Below are 20,588 nucleotides of genomic sequence, written 5' to 3'. Positions count from 1 at the left end.
CCAGCAGCGGGAATAGTGCCCCATGGGACACTAAAAGTCGCCGCGAGGCCGTGCTCAGCGGGAATAGTGCCCCATGGGACACTAAAAGTCGCCGCGAGGCCGTGCTCAGCGGAAATAGTGTCCCTAGGGACACTAAAAGTCGCCGCGAGACCGCCAGCAGCGGAAATAGTGCCCCTGGGGACACTAAAAGATGCCGCCAGGCCGCGCCCCCGAGAATGCTTGTACTTGTTCAAGATTCTGGCTCTCTAACGAATCTAGCGAGCGCTTAGCGTGACAATTGGCCACATTCCCCACTCTAACGAACCCAGGCAACGCTTAGAGGCCAAAAAACTAGAATCAAAGAACTATTTGACGGCTAAGCGTCCTGTGAGTTCGTTGGAAGTGTTAGATGCCGATTTAGAGGCTTTAAGGTTCTGTAGGGTTCGTTAGAGTAGAGTGGTGCCACCGACTGTGCGACAAGTGCGACTAGTGCAATAAGTGTCACTTAAGAATAACCTGTGCCCTCCCCTACTTCGCCTTCACCACAACCGTGTTCGCCAGCGTCCACTTGCCCTCCGCGAACTTCCACAGCGACAGCGCATACGCGATTGTGTCCGCGTTGGCGAGGCCGGTGGAGCGCTGGATGCCCACCAACTCGCAGACGCCGTCCTTATTGGTGTCCATCGGACGCAGCTCCGCAAACTCCAGCACGGTCGCCTCCAGTGGCCGCAGCAACGCGCCGTCCTTGTACAGCCCTTGCTCGTCATAAATCGCCTGACGGTCCTTCACATCCACACGGAACGTCTTCTTCTGCTCCGGCACCTCGAACCTCACCGTATAATCCTTCTCATAATCGCCGGTCGCCTTTAGCGGAGCGGGAACAGGCAATTTCTTCGCCTTCCCTTTGGCCAGCGAGTAGATGAAGAAGTCCGACAGCCCCGCTGTCCCCCCGTTCGGTACCGAAACATACACTTCAGGCACGCCATCCCCTGTAAAATCGCATGTACGCAACACCGGTGTATACCCTTCTCCAATGTTCAAAACGGTAACTTTACCGCTTCCCCCGTCCTTGACAGAAACCATCAACTTCTCGTTATAAGCGGAATCCAGCTCGTTGGATTTCACCCCGGTCAACTCCACCGTATCCGGCTTGCCGTCCCCGGTCACATCCAGATTTACCGTTTGCAACACCTGTTTCACCGGAGCCGAAACTGGGTAATGTAATATGGTTTGATTTCCGGAAGCTGCTGCGCTGAAGGGAATCATGATGAGAACGGACAGGCAACATACCGCTCCGGCGGATAGCCATTTGAATCCAGAGGAAATGATAAAGCATCAAACTCCTTTTTTGACGGCTGAAGCCACCTGATTGTGATTTAGATTTAGTATGAGAAACCCTTTCCACTTTTATGAAAAATAATTCCTCCACCCCAAGCTTTTTGTCGAAAATGGTCGTTTTCGCCCAAATTCTTTCATATTTCTGATAATTTCAAAAATAGTTCCATGTTTCTTTCCATTTTCAAAGGATTTTGCGGTTTTCGTGTAGTAGTTAATAACATCAGTGTTTTAGATTCAAGAAAGGATGGTCATCCATGAGCGGCACGTTCCCAAGCTCGCACGATATTTACTTGTTCCATCAAGGGAACTTGTTCCACAGTTATCGCATGCTCGGCGCGCACCCCCTAACCGAGGACGGGTTGGCAGGAACGCGTTTTACCGTCTGGGCACCGAATGCCCGTGAAGTAAGGCTCGCCGGTTCGTTCAACGGTTGGCAGACGGAGCAGCACCCCATGCATCGCATCGAGGAATCCGGCTTATGGACGCTGTTCGTTCCGGGCGTCACGCAGGGAGATCTGTACAAGTACGAGGTGCATGCCCACAACGGCGAAATTAAGCTGAAAGCGGATCCATACGCCTTTTACGCGGAGCTGAGACCAAACACCGCTTCCATCGTATATCCTTTAGACGGATATGAATGGGGAGACATCGCCTGGAACAAGAATAAGAAGAAGAAAGGCGCCGTCGTTTACAACAATCCGCTGAACATCTATGAAGTTCACCTGGGCACGTGGAAGATTAAAGGGAAAGAGTTGTTTTACACGTACGAGGAACTGGCGACTGAATTGGTCGACTACGCGGTGGAGCTGGGGTATACACACATTGAGTTGCTGCCGGTGTCGGAGCATCCTTTTGACCGTTCATGGGGCTATCAGATTACAGGGTACTTCGCGGTAACAAGCCGATACGGCACCCCGGATCAGTTCAAAATGTTCGTAGACCGCGCCCATCAACAAGGCGTAGGCGTCATCGTTGACTGGGTACCCGGGCATTTCTGCAAGGATGATCACGGACTTCGCCTGTTTGACGGCACACCCCAATTCGAGCCTCAAGACCCGCGAATCGCGGAGAAGAAGCAGTGGGGCACACTAAGCTTTGACTTTGGAAAGCCTGAAGTGATGAGCTTCCTGATTTCGAACGCTTTATTTTGGATGGACGTGTACCATGTGGACGGTTTAAGAGTCGATGCGGTGGCGAGCATGCTGTATCTCGGATTTGGGAACAACGAAGAGGATCCTCCGCTCAACCGGGATGGCGGGCAAGAAAATCTCGAAGCGGTAGACTTCCTGCGCAAGCTGAACGAAACGGTATTCTCCGAGTATCCGCAAGCATTGATGATGGCCGAGGATTCCACGGATTGGCCGCTTGTGACCGGACCTACGGATCAAGGCGGACTAGGCTTCAACTACAAGTGGAACATGGGCTGGATGAATGATGTGCTGGAATACATGGAGACCGAAACGCACGCGCGCAAGCATCGCCATAATCTGCTTACGTTTTCCTTCATGTACACCTACTCGGAGAATTACGTATTGCCGTTCTCGCATGACGAGGTGGTTCATGGCAAGAAATCCTTACTGGACAAGATGCCGGGAGACTACTGGCAAAAGTTCGCCGGACTCCGCACCCTTTACGGCTACCAGATGGCGCATCCGGGCAAGAAATTGCTGTTCATGGGCGGGGAGCTGGGACATTTTGCGGAATGGAAGGATTTATGGGAGATTGACTGGTTCCTGCTAGACTATGACATGCACGCGGCTATGCACCGGTATGTGAAGGACTTGAACCATTTCTACCAAGCTCAGGCGCCGCTTTGGCAGCTCGATCATTCCCATGAAGGTTTTCAGTGGATTGATGCCGACGACGAAGCCCAGAGCATCGTTTCATTTATCCGGCAAGGGGTTAAAAAAACAGACTTCCTGATCTGCGTTACGAACTTCACGCCGGCTACTTATATGGAATACCGGGTGGGCGTTCCGCGCGCGGGTACGTACACAGAAGTGCTTAACAGTGATGCCGTCCCATACGGCGGCTCTGGTCAAGTGAACAGCGAGCCTGTTAAAGCGGAACGTGTTCCGTGGCACAACCAGCCTTACAGTATAACGATGAAGGTTCCTCCGCTCGCAGCGGTCATGTTTGAATACAGTTCAACACGGAAAGCTGCACCGAGAAAGAACCCCAGCCTATAAACGTAACATCATTCCATAAAGGGGGACATATCCATGCCAAGAGGTAAAGAAATGGTCGCTATGCTGCTTGCAGGCGGTGAAGGGCGCAGATTGGGCGTCCTGACGAAAGAATTGGCGAAGCCGGCTGTGCATTTCGGGGGCAAATACCGCATTATCGATTTTACCCTGAGTAACTGCACCAATTCCAGAATTGATACCGTAGGCGTGCTTACCCAGTATCAACCGCTTGTGCTTAACTCCTACATCGGCATCGGAAGCCCGTGGGATCTCGACCGGAAGAACGGGGGCGTCTTCGTGCTGCCTCCTTACGCGCAGCAAACCGGAGCGGATTGGTACAGCGGTACGGCGAATGCCATCTATCAGAATATGGGCTTTATTGAACAATATAATCCGGAGTACGTCCTTGTGATTTCAGGTGATCATATTTACAAAATGAATTACAATCTCATGCTCGATTTCCATAAGGAGCAACAAGCGGACGCTACGATTGCGGTCATTGAAGTGCCTTGGGACGAAGCGAGCCGCTTCGGAATCATGAGCGCGGACGAGGACGGCCGGGTAACGGATTTCTCCGAGAAACCGAAGGAACCGAAGAGTAATCTGGCTTCCATGGGCGTGTACATTTTCCGTTGGGATGTGCTGCGTCAATATCTGGAGCAAGATGAGGCGAATCCGGAATCCACCAAGGATTTCGGGAAAGACGTCATCCCCGCGATGCTGGGAGACAATCGGAAATTGTCCGCCTACGCGTTCGAAGGCTACTGGAAAGATGTAGGTACGATTGAAAGCCTTTGGGCGGCCAATATGGACTTGTTAGATAATGAACCAAAGCTTAATCTGAACGACAAGGATCTGCGAATTTATTCCGTTAATCCTTATCAGCCTCCTCAATACATCGCGGCAGGCGCTTCCGTGAAGCGTTCCTTGGTGAACGAAGGCTGCACCGTGTACGGTTCTATTGATCATTCCGTGCTTTTCTACGGCGTTCAAGTTGGAGAGAATACGGAAATTAAAGATTCCGTTATCATGCCGAACGCGAAGATTGGCCGAAACGTCAAGATTACAAGAGCCATTATAGGGGAGCATACCGTCGTTGAGGATGGTTGTGTGATCGGGGAAGACGGCAAGGAAATAACGTTGATCGGCAACAATGAGAGAATCGAACAGCCATTGAGCCAGGTATAAGGGGGAGCGGGTACAGATGAAGCAAATTATGGGCGTAATTAATCTCGTTAATGAACCGGATGATCTTGAAGAACTGACGTATAACCGCACGATTGCCTCTGTGCCTTTTGGGGGACGGTATCGTTTGATTGATTTTGCATTGAGTAATATGGTGAATTCGGGTCTGGAAGACGTGGCTGTGTTCGTGCACAAAAAGTACCGTTCGCTGATGGACCATCTCGGTTCAGGTCAGGAATGGGATCTCGACCGCAAGCGCGGCGGGTTGTTCGTTCTGCCTCCGTCCATTGACGAGATGCGCGAATTGATGAAGGGCGACCTGTACAATTTCTACAGTCACCGCGATTATTTCTATAGAAGCAACAAGCCTTATGTGCTGATTTCCCGCAGTCACATTGTGTGCAACATCGACTATTGCGAAGTGTTGGAGTCACATGTGAGCTCCGGCGCGGACATTACGATGGTCTACAAGGAAATCAGCGACGAGGAAAACTCCAAGTTCCGCCGGATCGAGACCGATGAGAACGGACGGGTGACCGTGATGGAGGAGCATACCGGCCGCTCCCGCAGCAACAAGGTGTCGATGGAAATGTATCTCATGAGCACATCGCTGCTGTTGGATATGATTGATACTTGTTTGGCGCAGGGATATGATTATTTTGTACGTGACGGGATTATGAAGAATCTTGGAAAGCTGAAGGTGCACGGCCATCCATTCAAGGGCCATCTGGGCATCATCAACACGATCCAAAGCTACTACGCCAACAGCATGAAGCTGCTCGACCCGCGGATTTCGAAGAACCTGTTCTTCGAGAACGGCCTGATCTACACCAAGGTGAAAGACGAGCCGCCCGCGAAGTATCTGGACAACGCGAATGTGACCAATTCCATGATCGCCAACGGCTGTATCATCGAGGGACATGTGGAGAATTCCATCCTGTTCCGCGGGGTAAAGGTCCGTAAAGGCGCTTATGTCAAAAATAGCATCGTTCTGCAAAACTGCGTCATCGACATCGGCGCCCACATCGAGAAAGCGATTCTCGATAAGGACGTGTTCATCCAGAACGGCAACGTCCTTCAGGGCGACGCCCGGGCACCGTTCATCGCCGCGAAGAAGAAGGTCATCTAGCTGGCGAGCGGGGGAGTGGCGTGGTAACGGTGTTTTTGGCCGTTAGCGTGCGAGAGTTGAGCGCTAACGGTGTTTTTGGCCGTTAGAGCGCGAGAGTTGAGCGCTAACGGTGTTTTTGGCCGTTAGCATGCGGAGAGTTGAGCGCTAACGGTGTTTTTGGCCGTTAGCGCGCGAGAGTTGAGCGCTAACGGTGTTTTTGGCCGTTAGCGCGCGAGAGTTGAGCGCTAACGGTGTTTTTGGCCGTTAGGGCGCGAGAGTTGAGCGCTAACGGTGTTTTTGACCGTTAGGGCGCGAGAGTTGAGCGCTAACGGTGTTTTTGGCCGTTAGCATGCGGAGAGTTGAGTGCTAACGGTGTTTTTGGCCGTTAGCATGCGGAGAGTTGAGCGCTAACGGTGTTTTTGGCCGTTAGCGCGCGAGTGCGATGTCGCTAGCAGTTTCCACTGCGTGACGAGTAAACGTTTAGCGAGGGATGTTGAAGTTCTAAAGGTTGAAAGCGACTCACGAAGGAGAAGGAGCAGTTTCCACCGGATAGTTTACGGCCGCCTTTAGCACCACTTTATTACCGCTAGGTTTAATAAAATCTGAAATAAAGTGGGGATAAGAGCGGGGGAGGGGGAAACTGCCCTTTATGGAGAGTGAGTTGATTTCAACCTGTTTTGAACTTAGACATTCCGCAGAGAAATCATTTAGGAGGAACCTATGCAAATCCTTTTTGTCACATCCGAAGCGGTCCCGTTCATCAAGACCGGCGGCTTGGCCGACGTGGCGGGCTCATTGCCGAAAGCGCTGAAGGCGCAGGGCGCGGACGTTCGGGTGATTTTGCCCAAGTATGGAGATATTCCCGAGTCGTTCAAGGACCAGATGTACACGGTGCACACCGATTCGGTCTATGTGAACTGGCGCCAGCAATATTGCGGGATCGAAGAGCTCGAGTATGACGGGGTTACGTATTATTTTGTCGACAACCAATTCTACTTCAATCGGCAGGGGCTGTACGGCTACGGGGATGATGCGGAGCGGTTTGCGTTCTTCTGCCGCGGGGTGCTGGAGGCGTTGCCGAAGCTGAACTTCCAGCCGGACGTCATCCATTGTCATGACTGGCATACGGGGCTGGTTCCGGTATTTCTGGAGGCTAATTATAAACAGTATGAATTTTATCACAATATGCGCACGATGTTCACCATACATAACCTGAAGTATCAAGGGGTGTTTGGGCGTGAGGTGTTGTCCGACATCCTGAATCTGGGACCGGAGCATTACCAGACGGAAGCGCTGGAATTCAACGACGCGATCTCGTTTATGAAGGGCGGCATCGCGTATTCCAACTCGATTACCACGGTTTCGCCGACGTATGCGGAGGAGATTCAGACGCATTATTTTGGCGAGGGACTGGATGGGTTGTTGCGCAAGCGCAGCGGAGATCTGCACGGCATCTTGAACGGAATCGACTACGATGTGTATGACCCGATGACGGATCCGCATTTGGAGATTCATTACCGCGGGGCGATGAACAAGAAGAAGCTGAACAAGACGATGCTGCAGGCGCAGATGGGTCTGCCGGTCAACGGGAATATCCCGATGATCTCCATCGTGACCCGATTGGTGGAGCAAAAAGGGCTCGATCTCATCCACCGCGTGCTCGAAGACATTCTGGCGGAGGATGTGCAGCTCGTGGTGCTGGGGACGGGGCAGAGTTACTACGAAGCGCTGTTCCGGGAAGCGGCGCACCGGCATCCGGAGAAGCTGTCGGCGCACATTTACTTCAGCGAGGAGATGGCGCGCAAAGTATACGCGTCGTCGGATTTGTTCCTGATGCCGTCGCTCTTCGAGCCGTGCGGCATCGGTCAGCTCATCGCCATGCGCTACCGCACGGTGCCGATCGTCCGCGAGACGGGCGGCCTGAAGGATACGGTGCAGGCGTATAACCCTGTCGACGGAACGGGAACCGGGTTCACGTTCCACGACTACAACGCGCACGAGATGCTGTATGCGATCCAGCGCGGGGTGCGGGCTTACGGCGAGAAGGAGACGTGGAACAAGCTGATCGCCAACATCGGCAAGACGGACTTCTCGTGGAAGGCGTCGGCGAAGCAGTATATGCAGTTGTACAGGCAGACGGCCGCGGGTCGGGCTGGTGTGAGGTAACAACATAGGAACCGAGGGGTACAATCCTTTCGGTTTTTTCTTTTTGTGAGTTTTAAAGAATCCTCATAGAATGTTAGTATATATTTAATTAGACTGACGATGCTTCATTAACTTAACGGGCAGCGGTATATACGATCTACGATCGATCACTCAATTCGTCCTGGCAATGTTGCATCGTTCCTTTTTATGCGATAAGGCGTTCAAGTAACTTTACTGGTATTTCATCTTGAAAGAAGCTGGATACAATATAGTGATAAGCAAAGGTGGGAAATCAAATTAGTATTTCTGAAATTCAACTCACTTATGAAAAGTTGTGGAGTCAAGCCCTTCAATCATTTGAGACGAACTCAGTGAGGATCGATTCCAATCTTTTGAGTAAGACTGTTGATCTACGAAGAGGCTTAACGTTGATTTGCCGTCCGTCGCGTAACGTGCAGGATGCGGTAGTGAATTTTTTGGAAGAAGCTAACCAGATTGAGTCTAACCAGTACTACTATAAACCTAACGAACTGCACACGACAGTGCTAGCGATCATTACAAATAATGCCGAGTTTAAGCTAAGTGAAATTGACATTACTTCTTATGTGGAGGTTCTTTCCCAGTCTATTTTATCTATTCCTTCGTTCAATATCAGTTATCGCGGAATAACCGCATCGCCTGATTGTGTAATGATTCAAGGATTTCCTCAAGGATCAACTTTGGAAGAATTACGACATAAAATTAGAGATAATTTTAAGAAATCTGGTGTTAAGAGCACCTTGGACGAACGATATATGACACACACGGCTCATATGACATGTCTCCGTTTTCAAAATCCAATCTTGAGGAATTCTGATGAATTCCTTCGATTTCTAAAGAAGAATAGAGATTTTGACTTTGGAACAAGTGAACTAAACGACTTAGAGTTAGTGGTAAATGATTGGTACATGAGTGAAGAAAATGTAGAAGTATTGCATCGATTTTCCCTCAAAAATTACGGAGTGGTTTATTGAACTAAGAACATATTAAGGTGCAAAATTATCAGATTGGTGCTTGGGAAGTGGAGTATACGGATAATGAGAATGGTATACGGGTACAAAGGATGGCTATGACTTCACTGTTCGTGCAGATAATATAACGGAGGCAACTTGAGGATAGGTACTTAGCGTTGTTAACAATAACGGGCGATTCCCCTTATGGAGAATCGCCCGCTTATTTATTTCAACAACTTCGCAACCTCTTCATGACCTTCATCGCTTGCAAACATGTGAGCCGTCCGGCCATCGTTGTCTTGTAGGCCGGGGTCCGCGCCCAAACCCATTAATACTTGTACCATATCCGCTCGACCGCTCAAAGCCGCAATCATCAACGGAGTAATGCCGTAACTGTCTTGCAGATTAACCACAGCGTCGTGCTGAACCAATAATTCCACAGCATCAGTAGTGTCATGGTTCAATGACATCGTTAACGCGGTATCCTCATATGTATTCTCCGCTATATTGGGGTCCGCGCCGGCTTCCAATAACATCTTCATCAGATCAGGTCTGTTGCCGTTCACCGAATACATCAGAGCAGTCCAACCGTCGCCGTCTTGATAATTCACATCAGAACCCGCGTCAATCAAGGACTGCAATTGCTCCGCATCCCCGTTCGCTGCTGCGATCGTGATATCCGTCTCCCCCGCTATACCGATGATGGCATTAGCCATTACATCAGCAACCTGATCCGTATACCGATAGGCGCCATAAGTCAAAGCGGTGATCAACACGAGGCCGATTACACCTACGAAGGCCGCTTTCTTGGAAGCGCGGAACAAACCTGTTACGGCATCGCCGCGCACCTTCTGAATTTCATAGATCCGCTTCGGCAGGGTGGGATGTGTAGACAACTTCTCTGCGAGCCAAGCGAAGAATCCGCGCTCTTCACTGCTGTGTTGCAAGTATTCCTGACGGTTCACGTCTTTGTACAGCGACTTGCCGACCGCAAGAACGGTTAATCCGTTTATCGCTGCCTCAGCGTTGTCTGTGTAATGCGCCGCCATCCGGTCACATGTATATTCACAAGCGCGGGAGTAAGCTTCACTCGCGAACGGCACACAGAGCACGGGGAAAATCAGCATCTGCTTCGTAATATGTCGGCGTTTAAGATGAGCAAGTTCGTGAGCAATGACGAAAGTAAGCTCTTCTTGCCCGTCTTTCTTACTCAGTTCGAACACTTCGGAATACAGCACCACCATGTTCCGCCCGAAGAAACGGGTTGCGAACGCATTAAGGACACCGCTGGATTCCATCACATACACATCCGGCACCTTGGGCATCTCCATGCGGACACAGAGTTCGTTCACAATCTCATTCATTTCCGGGAACTGTGCGGGACTTAGCTTCACCGCGTTCGTACGGATTTGGGCCATCATCAGCGCATGGAAAAATAACATCGCAGCCATCAACGCGGCAAAAATCAAAATGCCGACTACGGTCAACCCAAGTAAAATGTAAGCAAAGATACTTGTAATGATGGCTAATGTGAAATACAGCCTTTCCTTCTTATGTATTAAACTTTTCATAGACTTGCTTGAATCCAATGCCTTCACTCCTACTCCTATTTAAAAACAACCATCACTATATCACGCGGTTATCTAAAAATACATCTAGCAATAAGTGGGAATGATGCTAGAACCCTTTAGTCACCATGAGATAAAGAATAACAAGGGGCAGCACCGTAGAGGTTATGCCGAAGATTGCCCAGTTGCGCGACGCCTTGCGATATGCGGATGTAATGTGCCCTTCCTCTATACTTTGAGCGCTGTGATGAATGAGGGCGCGTTGAAGCGGAAGGAGCAGAGCTAGCCAAATCAAGCCTGATACAGCAAACAATACGAGGGACACGGTCAACCAACTTAATCCTGACATAGGAAAATTTGCCCTGACGGCCATAATCACACCCGAAGTCACGATAAGCACAAGTCCGGGTAAAGTGAAGACATAATCTGCCAGCATCACATGTTTCACCGTATGATGGATGATCGCAGCATTTCCGGACAAGTCCGCGCGTATTTTCCAAAAAGCCGCCGTAATGATATTCCCTACAAACAGCAAGACACCGACGAGATGAACCGTTAACCACAAGGTCATGACGAACACATCCTTTATCCAAATATTTCTTATTTTTATTATATAAACCGACTAGCGGTTTGTAAATAGACGGAATAAAAATAGATTTGAAAATAGGAATCCATTCAACTGATTACTAATTTTCATCTCATCATCTTTTTGATTTCCTCCACAATCAGACTTACCCCAGCTTCAATACGCTCCTCCGCCATTTGGGTGACGCTGAGACTGATGATGGGCGGCTGTGCTACACCAGGCAAATAGTATGGAGAGAGGTCCTGCAACAGGACATGTTTTTTATGCAATCTGCGCAGCAAGGTTTGAATGTTGAGGTCATCCGAGAGCTTAATATGATTGTACACCCCTGAAGTCAGAGAGGAATTGAAGCTGTATGTGTCGTCAGACAAGTCAAGCAACGTTTGGTTCAGCAGCAACATTCTTAGTGAATAGGAAGTTTTAATGGCTTGCTTTCGCCTTTCGAACATGCCGCTCTGAATGTAAACTTCCAATGCCGCTTGTGATAACGTGGAGGTGTCAATGTCGGACAATCGCTTATAGTTTCTGAACGCGGGAATGAGATCCGGAGGAATGACGGCCGCGCCCACCCTTAGGCCGGGGAACAGGATTTTGGAATAACTCTTTAGATAAATGACATGGGATGAAGCATAAGCAAAGATCGGGTCCGATTTCGGGTCATGCTCCAAGTCCGCCATATAGTCATCCTCTACGATGTATACATTATAGCGTTGGGCTAAATCAGCTAACGCTTTTTTGGTTTGTTCTGTGTAGGAGCCGCCTAGAGGATTGTGGAACCGAGGCATCGTGTAGAAGAATTTGATGTCCTCCTTACGAAATAAATGCTCCAGCTCATCGAGATCAATACCTGACGCGGTCCTCTGAATACCCATAACAGGAATCTTGTAAAGCTCCAACATCTGAATCAATTTAAAGTAACTGGGCTGTTCTACTAAAACGCCGCGCTTCCCGTTAGGAAAGGGCATTAACGCCAACACGGATAAGGCTTGCTGTACACCGGATGTGATCTGGATCTGTTCCGCATGGGTGAACACCTGATAGTTGGCCAAATGCCTGACTAATACTCGAATCAGAGAAGGAAGCCCCTGCGGAGTGCCGTACACGAACAGGTCATGCTTATAAGTTTCCATCGCTTTATTAATGCAATGTTTAAAATCCAGATATGGAAATAGGGCAGGGTCCGGAGCGGCTGAGGAGAAATCGTATAGGGAAGGTTCCGCGGAGAGAGGGGCATCGGATCCCTTTTGAACGACATAAAATCCGCTTTGTGCCATGCTGTAAATGAGATGCCGCTGTTCCAACTCGGCGTAGGCTCGGATCACCGTACTCTTGTTGCAGGCATAGCTTGCGGAAAGCTCGCGGATGGACGGCAGCTTTTGACCCGAACGGATGTGACCATTCCTAATCCGGCTCTCAATTTCATTAGCGATCACTAGATACTTATGCATAAGGACAGCGCTCCTTCGTTCATTGTACCGGTACAGTTCATTTGGAAAATCATTGTAGCTAAGCCGCTTCCCATTTATGCTTAAACCAACAGACAGACGGCGTTATTACCCAATACGTTACCATAAAACGGTCAGGAGCGTGAACAAATGAAGGATCCACATGGACTTAAATTCGCGTATTTGCTAGTTGTGCTTAACTCGATTATTCTCGGATTTTCTTTCCTATTTTCCAAAATAGCTCTCGAACACGCACACCCGCTCGACACCTTAACCTTCCGGTTCGCGGCGTCTTTCGCAGGCTTATCGGTTCCCGTTGCACTGGGATTCGTCAAGTTGAACTACCGCGGTAAACCGCTGGGCAAAGCGTTGATGCTTTCCTCCATGTACCCGCTTGGCTTTTTCACATTACAGGCCTATGGCTTACAGTACACATCCTCTGCGGAGGGAGGCATCATCTATGCGTTCACGCCCATCGTGACGATGATTGTCGCATCATTATTTCTGAAGGAAGCCACCAGCCTTTTGCAAAAAACCTCGATATTCCTGTCAGTGTTCGGTGTTGTGTTTATCTTCATGATGAAGGGGAGCCAGCTGGATTTATCGAATAGGACGGGGATCATATTGTTGTTCATGACTTGCGTGGCTTCAGCGGGGTATACCGTTATGGCGCGTTCCTTGTCCAAGACATTCAGCCCCCTGGAAATGAGTTATTTCATGCTTGGCGTCGGTTTTGCAGTGTTTCTGGTGATCTCGGTGGCGAAGCATGCAGGGCAGGGGACGCTCGAGACATTCTTCACGCCGTTAACCATTCCATCGTTCGTCTGGGCGATCGTGTTTCTGGGCTTGTTGGCGTCGTTGGGATCGGCGTTGACCTTTACTTATGTTTTGTCCAAAATTGAGGCGTCCCAAATGAGCGTATTCGCCAATCTCTCCACTATCGTCTCAATTGCTGCAGGGGCCATATTCTTGGGCGAAGAAGTGACTTGGTATCATCTGCTCGGCTCCATGATGATCGTAACCGGCGTAATCGGCACGCAATACCTGGGGAAGGTGAACCTGGTTCAGCCGAAGGTGAAGGCAGAGCAGAAGCATGTTAAGGGGTAGGAAGAGGGGACGAGAAGGCGTATTGCTTAAGAGGGAGGGAGCGAGTGGACGTGGAAAAGAATTTCGCAGGTTATGGTAACGGATTACGCTCATGTGATGTTGAGTTACTCTATATGAGAGCGTTCTGATTCAATGTAATCATATAAAGTAACGAATTTCTCTCATCTGCAGTCTGGAGTGCACATGAGAGAAATTCGTTTCTCTATTTATCTTGAGGTGAATGAAATGGCCAAAAATAAGGTAAATAGGAATGATTACAGTGAAAATCATTACGTTCACACAAAAGACGAAAGGGAGCGGTCTACGCTCCTGTTAAAAGTAGCATTAAGGTCTTCTCAGCAGATGAGAAGGCCTGTTTTTGTGCATGTTTCATTGGATTTGCTTGTAATGAGTCTTAAGGTTGATATTCGGTAACAATCGGCATTTTCAGTCCTATTCAGTAGTGCCATATGATGGTAAATCCCGGGTTTGGCGCGAATTTTTTAGTACAACGAACCTATGTAAGTTATGGTAATTGAGGAAATAGTCTCATGCACGTCCTTAATAAACCTTTTTATAATTAAATAGATGTTTCACTTGCCCTTGTTTTGGGTATAGAGGAAACTTTTCGTACTTGCTTTGAGCAAACCAAACTAAACCACCGGAGGTTCTACTCATGAGAAAAAAGATGGCCGTTTGGACATTACTAACGAGTTTAGCGTTTTCAACCATCCCTTTAACGGCTGTACAAGCCGCACCAACAACCGCGAAAGTCGAAGCTTCCGTCAGCTTCCGTACAGAGCCTGACACGTCAAGTCATGTGATGCGTTATCTGAAAAGCGGCGAAGAAATTGTGATTCTGGAGAAAGTGAATGATTACTGGCTGCGGATTCAAGTGCAAACCGGACAAGTCGGCTACATCTCAGCGAATGATCAATATACGAACTATACAGGCGGACAAGCCTCCGTCGGGAACACAAGCACGGGAGCGAGGGGGACACGCAGCGTAGAGGCCGTTATCTCCGCAGGAAAGCGATACTTAGGCACTCCTTACGAATTCGGATCCAGTCGCGACACTACAAGAACGTTTGATTGCTCGGATTTCGTTCGTCAGGCGTTCAAAGACGGTCTTAACCTGAAGCTCCCGGCGGATTCTCGCGGTCAGGGCGACTATGTCAAGGCACGGGGAAGTTACAAGAGGCAGTGGGGACAACTGAAGCGGGGAGATCTGGTCTTCTTCATGTCCTATAAAGGTTCTAAAGCATCAAGCTACGCAGGAATTAATAAATCCGCGCAGCGGATCACGCATGTGGGTATTTATCTTGGTAACGGACAAGTCATGCATACGTATTCCAAAGAAGCCGGCGGTGTTCGTGTGGATTCCATTCAGGGGAAGCATTGGGAGTATCGGATGATTTTTGGCGGAAGCGCAATTTAAATCATATGAATAAAGCAATAAACCCAAGTGGATTCAATTCATCATTGATCCACTTGGGTTTATTTATACACCTTTAGACATCCTGTTATTCCCTTGTAAGGTTGAATGCCTTATATAGCTCACCAACGCCGATATACACTTCTTCTTCCATATCAACGTAACCCTCTTTCTCAATTCGGTACTTATAATACCCTTTCTCTTGCACGAAGAAATGGACACCGCCTAGGGATGTTGTTAATTTACGGTCTATGAACTTCTCACCGAATGGAGTGATTTGATAAAGGCTGACGCTGACATTGCTCAGAGCGCTGAATGCATATAGAGGATCATACAAACTTAAGCCAAGAACCGTGCCTGAATAGCCGTATGGATCATAGTTCCAGTAGGTATCGTAACTGGATGCCGGTATCCCTTTCATGTCACTTGTAGCATGATGCGGAACTACAATCTCGGCGTCACCTAACATAGGTTCGAGAAGTTCAATGCGCAAAGCATTTCCTCCCCAGACTGCTTTGAACTTGAGTTGCTCTCCGGTACGTTCCATCCGAACCTGAATGCCTTGGCTTCCTGACCCTTGTTTGACGGGGCCGGAGTAAGTTAAGGTAAATACATGATTTTTGTACTCATGACTTAGCAAGGTGCTGTCAGGTATTTGGTTCACTTCCATAATTGAGTTTCCAATAGCCGAATAAATTTTATCATTCATGAATTTAATGATGGACGCTGACTTGCTGATCAGAACAGGTGTGGGCCGGGTATAGCTTGCAATATAGCTCGATCCGGTTTTATCGCTAAATATAATATCTCCGTAATAATTAACTCCTTCAATGACTGTATCGACTTCTTCCTTATGAAAAGTAATTTGCTTCGATTGACCTTCGGAGTTTATGACGTGAAGGTTTCTTGGCAAGGAATAAGAAAATCCTGGAGAAGGTAGTTTATAAGCGATCCAATTTTCATTATACTCATAATCGGTATGAGGTTTAGGAACTTCGTAGTTCCCCATGGCGCCAAGCTTTTTCTTCCGGTAATAATAATCGGAATGATATAATTCATACTCCAATGTCTGTGCATTCTTCACGGTATACACTATTTTGTTGGTGGAGGTGGCGATGAAGTTAAAGACGCCCGCTTGCTCGAATAGTCGTGTGGTCTGGCCGTTTTGAAAGGAATAGAAGTAGTTATCAAGCCAATACACGACCTTTCCATAATAAAAAAATTGAACAACGGCATCCCCTCGTATAGTCCATTCGACCTTGGAAGTAGTAAGATTCCTTAGCTTATACAAACCATCTTGTTTGTACAAAGCGTAACCGCCTTTGATTTCAGGGATGTAACTTAATTTCTGGGTAGTGCCGGCCTCCGTCCATTCATATGCCGGTGCCCGGACACCAGAATCAGCAACTTTATAGATGCACCCTTTCGGTGTTAACGTTGCCGTGGTTATGTAGCGCATCTCTGCAACGTGTTTGGTTTCACCGGTTGTAAGATATTTAAGATACAGCTGTTTTTTATTTGTAATGTATAATACTCTGGATTGATCATAATCCAATATCTTTCCCGGTACACTATGCAGGATTTGTAGTCGATGGGAAGTATCCACATAAACCGGTACATCCCTGCGGCCGAGCGGACCGGATTTGTATTGATGCATGGCCTGGAAAATTAAATTTACCGGACTTTGGTTCCAGGGTCTGAACACTTCTTTATCATATAAAGAAGTATCCACTCGTTCAGATCGCAGTGGAATCTCTTCCCGAATATAGCTTCCCCCGGTGGCTATCGGCAAGATTCTATAAGGTTCTCCTGGTTGATTCACACCATAATGATCCTCAAGGAAGAGACCGACTTCAGGCTGGGTATAAACATCCGCAGTAACGGATTTATTGAAGAACTGATGCGCTACAGGGGATTTGAGTTGTACCGTATGCGTAGGCACTGTATAACTCCCTGTATAGGTATGTGTATTCCCGGAGGCGTCTGTTGCCTTAATAACAATAGGCTGGATCCCGGGTTTCAGAACGGCCAGGGAGCTCCATAGCTCCCATTGTTGAATTGAAGGCCGATATACTAAGTCCTTTTCTGTATCGTTAAAGCTGGCTTTAACGGTCAGTATAGAAAGCGATGAAGTAACTTTGGCGCGAATTACGATTTCATTCGTTTCATAGTCATTTTTTACTTCCAATTTAATCTGAGCAGTATTGGCAGGCGCTTCGGCACCTAACAAAAGAGGTATCACGAAAAGCGCGATCATTAGCACGAACCATCTGTTCATGTTCTTCTTTACCTGCATGGTATAACCCCTTTCTTATAACTTAGATAGCAGGATGTCTACATCCTCATCTGTCACGGCACCGTCCATATTCAAGTCCATCCGAACTTCGTACGCTTCAGGAACGCCTACAGCAGCTGAGAGAATGGCAAGATCCTCCAAGCCGACCAAGCCATCCCCGTTCAGATCCAATTGAATAATATGAAGGGTTATGATTTGATCTGTTTTTAGCGTAGTGATATGACCTCGGCGATCCGCAAACTTGCTTCCCGCTTTAAGGATTACTTGTGTGCTGCCGCTCATCTTACCCATGAAACCTACCATAGCCAGTTTGTGGATCTGCGTCACATCCGTAATCGTTGAGGTTCCTGATTTTGCACCGATTAAACGTATCAAACCGTCACCGAGCTTTCGTTTCTGAATTCGATACGGCGGGGTTGAGGGCCCTGGGGCAATATGCTCCCAATCCATAAGCAGCGTTCTAGGATCCCAACCTATCAGGAGGTCATAAGCCTGCATGTCGCGTACGGGCATGGAGTCTATGCTGAGAGTCGCTTTTTCGCCAATCATGATTGCGGATTTGTTGCTTGACAAGGTTAAAGGTTGAAGCAGTACTTCCGTGACAGCTTCAGTTTCAAGAGGTTGGCTCCAGTTTCCGCCAGGATCGCCGGCTTCAACACTAAACCGATATTTGGTGTCCGGTTTTAAACCATGAAATGTATATACATTACCGGTTACCGTAAAAGGCTCCCCGCCGTCATAAGTCAGGCGATAAACACTTATTTTATCGTTATCCTTCGCTTCAGGCCATGCCAGCGTGACGGCATTCGGCTTGATGTCGCTTGATGTTAACGCTGCGCCCGAATCCCATTGAGGTTGTTCGCGATCCGGTAATGGATCCTGGCCTTGTATCATATCGAATATAATTTCTTGAGCTATTTTTGGATCAGACATTTCTATTTCCTTGGACTGCGTCAAGTATCCGTCAGCTTGAGCGGTGATTTGGAATGTACCGCCATTCAAGAACCAAAAAGATGCCGTGCCATTCACAGAAGTATAAGCTTGTGCTTCCGTTACTTCGCCGGATGTTGTGATACGGCGAACTGTGACGGAGGCATGATCAAGCGCAGGATGTTTATAAGTGAGATCACGAACTGAAATCTTGTTCTTATAGGAGATCTGCATCGATTGATTATCGAAATAATGGGTCACATCATAAATCATTACAGGTCTGTCCTGAGGGTCGACTACAGCATCATGCGGGATGTGAATTTTATACTGCCCCCAAAACATCGGCGGCTTCGAGAACTCAATCGTTAACATATTGTTCGCCAGAGTCGGATTCAGGGCTATGGTTTCGTCCGCTAGCGTAGAAATTAACCGAATGCTTTGTATCCCCGGACCTTCCTTGACGGTACCCGTATAATCCAATTTGAGCACATTGTCAGAGAAATTGATTCCTTTCATCTGACTTGCGGGAGCTGGCAGTACCTCGGTTATTGCGTTGCCGATCATCATATATGGTTTAGAGTTGATATATCTAACGGTTCCTTTAAGCGTGGATTGTACGGCTGGTGATGAGCTTTGGAAAGAGGAAGTATAGGTGTACTTACCCTCCTCATACATCACTTCGCCCCAAGGGCTTAGTCCTATGATGGATTTGTTATGGTCGTTGAGCGATACCTCTCTTCTTTCCCCGGAGGCATGCTGAACATATAACTTATCTGTTGTATTCCAATATGATGCATCTATAGGCAATTTCTGAATGTAAGAAATCCATCCGTTCTTGAGCTCGTAGTCTGTGTGGGGTTCTTGAGCCTTATGATAATCGTCCATTAATACATTCTTCTCCCATGGTTGTTTGGAAAGATCCATATGGATGAGCTCAGTGTCGCTGTTAATTAAAGCGTGGTTGCCTTCAATGATGAAACTTTTGATGTCGTATCCTTTAAACAGATAGGTCTTAATACCATCCTTGTAGACAACTAATTGATACCCTTTATTGTGATCCAGATGATAAATAAGTTCGCCTTGCGGCCCCAGAAAAGCTTGCCTAACATTCGAATCTACTTCTGTAACACTACCTTTTACCAGGTCACGCAGGTATAGGGTACCTTCATCGTTGTACATTAAATAGTTGCCTTTCACTTCCGGAGAATAAGAGAGGGGGGCGGATTCTCCGTTCGCCCATTCATAGTACATGAACTCCTCATACAGCCCAATGCGATAAATACAGCCAGCGGGAGTTAAGAATGCACTATGTATTTTCTGGTGCTTTACAATTCGCTCCAATTTCCCGCCCTTAACATACTTAATCCAGAGCTCTTTATGATTAGCCAAGTAAAGAATTCTTTGTCCGTCATAGTCTAGTATCTGTCCGGGTACGCTATGTATCGTATTGAGCCGTTTGCTGGGTTCATAATAAACGGGAAATATCCTTTGATCTGTGTATGGGCCATCCTTGGGACCGATAGTCAAATTATATCTGCCCGGATCCATATTTAACGGAACATCGCGTTGTATTCTTCCCTGTTGACTGTAAGCCATTGTTAAGGTTGAGCCGTAGTAATCTCTTAAGTTTAAGGCTAGGTCAGAAGACGATCTGGCATCCGCATCAACATAAACATTGGAAGTTACAAGTTGATGAGCAACCGGGGATTGGATCAGCATGGTTTTCGCGGGTTTGACCGTATATGCTTTGGTGTGCGTTTCGCTCGCTCCGGTCCAGTCCTTTGCTTTAACGGTTAACTTATAATCGCCAGGAATGGTCTTCGCAATTGAAGAAACGCCTTCCCAACGTGCAGTTCCTTTGTTATAGGCTAATGTTATCGTTTGTTTGTTATGACTTGTATGGGCGTTAACAGAGACAATGGGCTCACTGGAGTTAATCTCAACACTGAAGATAATCTGGTCCAAATCCCAATCAAACTTGGCATCAGGCTTAATTGTGATACGCTTCCCATCGGCCAAGGCAGGAGAGATCGGCAGGAGTGAAAACATCAAGACGAACAGAATAATTTTACTAATTATGTACTTCCAATTTCTAGTCTCTTGCGCTAATCCATAGATTACGGACATAAGTAAACCCCAACCTCCTGTATAATATAATTGATACATTTTGTATCAAAATAAAGATAACATGATTCTAGTTGACTAGATATAAGTACAAAGGAAGATTATGGATTGCGTTTATTGTGACTTAAGGTCTATTTTTGGCGGCAGCGCAATTTAATTTAATCCATGCCCCCATGAAATAACTG

General features: G+C 47.7%; 13 protein-coding genes. 7 read left to right on the top strand and 6 right to left on the bottom strand.

Annotated features, from left to right (window positions below):
* Positions 1–507 precede the first annotated feature (507 nt).
* Positions 508–1,245 carry a hypothetical protein gene (locus SY83_RS03835; RefSeq protein ID WP_068604408.1) on the bottom strand — a complete coding sequence of 246 codons (738 nt, stop codon included), beginning with the start codon at positions 1,243–1,245 and terminating at the stop codon, positions 508–510.
* Between the two features lie 326 nt (positions 1,246–1,571).
* On the opposite strand from SY83_RS03835, the gene glgB reads away from it, so the two are divergent.
* The 5 genes from glgB (at position 1,572) to SY83_RS03810 (ending at position 8,954) form a co-directional block, all read left to right on the top strand.
* Positions 1,572–3,506, top strand: a complete 1,935-nt coding sequence (gene glgB, locus SY83_RS03830; protein ID WP_068604406.1) for a 1,4-alpha-glucan branching protein GlgB — start codon at positions 1,572–1,574, stop codon at positions 3,504–3,506.
* Between the two features lie 33 nt (positions 3,507–3,539).
* Positions 3,540–4,691, top strand: a complete 1,152-nt coding sequence (locus SY83_RS03825; RefSeq protein WP_068604404.1) for a glucose-1-phosphate adenylyltransferase — start codon at positions 3,540–3,542, stop codon at positions 4,689–4,691.
* Positions 4,692–4,707: 16 nt separating this feature from the next.
* Positions 4,708–5,817: a glucose-1-phosphate adenylyltransferase subunit GlgD gene (glgD, locus tag SY83_RS03820; protein ID WP_068604401.1), complete on the top strand. Its 1,110-nt coding sequence runs from the start codon at positions 4,708–4,710 to the stop codon at positions 5,815–5,817.
* A 699-nt stretch (positions 5,818–6,516) separates the two neighbouring features.
* Entirely contained in the window at positions 6,517–7,962 is a 1,446-nt protein-coding gene (glgA, locus tag SY83_RS03815; protein WP_068604399.1) for a glycogen synthase GlgA, read from the top strand.
* Between the two features lie 263 nt (positions 7,963–8,225).
* Positions 8,226–8,954 (top strand): AKAP7-like phosphoesterase domain-containing protein, encoded by a 729-nt coding sequence (locus tag SY83_RS03810; RefSeq protein ID WP_197479959.1) that lies wholly within the window; start codon positions 8,226–8,228, stop codon positions 8,952–8,954.
* A 203-nt stretch (positions 8,955–9,157) separates the two neighbouring features.
* Here SY83_RS03810 and SY83_RS03805 read toward each other — a convergent pair whose 3' ends face one another.
* From SY83_RS03805 to SY83_RS03795, 3 genes are all read right to left on the bottom strand, one after another.
* Positions 9,158–10,504, bottom strand: a complete 1,347-nt coding sequence (locus SY83_RS03805) for a M48 family metallopeptidase (RefSeq protein ID WP_068610865.1) — start codon at positions 10,502–10,504, stop codon at positions 9,158–9,160.
* 106 nt (positions 10,505–10,610) lie between these two features.
* The gene (locus SY83_RS03800; RefSeq protein WP_068604397.1) at positions 10,611–11,072 is read right to left on the bottom strand and encodes a DUF2269 family protein; all 462 of its coding nucleotides are present in this window, start codon (positions 11,070–11,072) and stop codon (positions 10,611–10,613) included.
* Between the two features lie 122 nt (positions 11,073–11,194).
* Positions 11,195–12,535, bottom strand: coding sequence for an aminotransferase-like domain-containing protein (locus SY83_RS03795; protein WP_068604394.1), 1,341 nt, complete (start codon positions 12,533–12,535; stop codon positions 11,195–11,197).
* Between the two features lie 147 nt (positions 12,536–12,682).
* Here SY83_RS03795 and SY83_RS03790 point away from each other — a divergent pair, with 147 nt between their 5' ends.
* Positions 12,683–13,639: a DMT family transporter gene (locus SY83_RS03790; protein ID WP_068604392.1), complete on the top strand. Its 957-nt coding sequence runs from the start codon at positions 12,683–12,685 to the stop codon at positions 13,637–13,639.
* A gap of 655 nt (positions 13,640–14,294) precedes the next feature.
* Positions 14,295–15,056 (top strand): C40 family peptidase, encoded by a 762-nt coding sequence (locus tag SY83_RS03780; RefSeq protein ID WP_068604381.1) that lies wholly within the window; start codon positions 14,295–14,297, stop codon positions 15,054–15,056.
* 85 nt (positions 15,057–15,141) lie between these two features.
* Here the strand turns inward: SY83_RS03780 and SY83_RS03775 are convergent, their stop codons facing one another.
* Positions 15,142–17,331, bottom strand: a complete 2,190-nt coding sequence (locus SY83_RS03775; protein ID WP_197479958.1) for a hypothetical protein — start codon at positions 17,329–17,331, stop codon at positions 15,142–15,144.
* A 33-nt stretch (positions 17,332–17,364) separates the two neighbouring features.
* A complete protein-coding gene (locus tag SY83_RS03770) occupies positions 17,365–20,406 on the bottom strand; it encodes a fibronectin type III domain-containing protein (RefSeq protein WP_068604375.1) in 3,042 nt (1,013 codons plus the stop codon).
* Positions 20,407–20,588 lie beyond the last annotated feature (182 nt).

Origin of the sequence: Paenibacillus swuensis (genome assembly GCF_001644605.1) — a bacterium.
Classification (GTDB): domain Bacteria; phylum Bacillota; class Bacilli; order Paenibacillales; family DY6; genus Paenibacillus_N; species Paenibacillus_N swuensis.
Note: the sequence above shows the minus strand (reverse complement) of the source record. Positions and strands in the feature narration are given on the sequence as shown.

What these genes read in the sequence shown, in the direction of transcription:
- SY83_RS03795 (WP_068604394.1), bottom strand. Translation starts at nt 12,535, where the DNA reads ATGCATAAGTATCTAGTGATCGCTAATGAAATTGAGAGCCGGATTAGG.
- glgB (WP_068604406.1), top strand. Translation starts at nt 1,572, where the DNA reads ATGAGCGGCACGTTCCCAAGCTCGCACGATATTTACTTGTTCCATCAA.
- SY83_RS03835 (WP_068604408.1), bottom strand. Translation starts at nt 1,245, where the DNA reads ATGATTCCCTTCAGCGCAGCAGCTTCCGGAAATCAAACCATATTACAT.
- glgD (WP_068604401.1), top strand. Translation starts at nt 4,708, where the DNA reads ATGAAGCAAATTATGGGCGTAATTAATCTCGTTAATGAACCGGATGAT.
- SY83_RS03775 (WP_197479958.1), bottom strand. Translation starts at nt 17,331, where the DNA reads ATGAACAGATGGTTCGTGCTAATGATCGCGCTTTTCGTGATACCTCTT.
- SY83_RS03805 (WP_068610865.1), bottom strand. Translation starts at nt 10,504, where the DNA reads ATGAAAAGTTTAATACATAAGAAGGAAAGGCTGTATTTCACATTAGCC.
- SY83_RS03770 (WP_068604375.1), bottom strand. Translation starts at nt 20,406, where the DNA reads ATGTCCGTAATCTATGGATTAGCGCAAGAGACTAGAAATTGGAAGTAC.
- SY83_RS03800 (WP_068604397.1), bottom strand. Translation starts at nt 11,072, where the DNA reads ATGACCTTGTGGTTAACGGTTCATCTCGTCGGTGTCTTGCTGTTTGTA.
- glgA (WP_068604399.1), top strand. Translation starts at nt 6,517, where the DNA reads ATGCAAATCCTTTTTGTCACATCCGAAGCGGTCCCGTTCATCAAGACC.
- SY83_RS03790 (WP_068604392.1), top strand. Translation starts at nt 12,683, where the DNA reads ATGAAGGATCCACATGGACTTAAATTCGCGTATTTGCTAGTTGTGCTT.
- SY83_RS03825 (WP_068604404.1), top strand. Translation starts at nt 3,540, where the DNA reads ATGCCAAGAGGTAAAGAAATGGTCGCTATGCTGCTTGCAGGCGGTGAA.
- SY83_RS03780 (WP_068604381.1), top strand. Translation starts at nt 14,295, where the DNA reads ATGAGAAAAAAGATGGCCGTTTGGACATTACTAACGAGTTTAGCGTTT.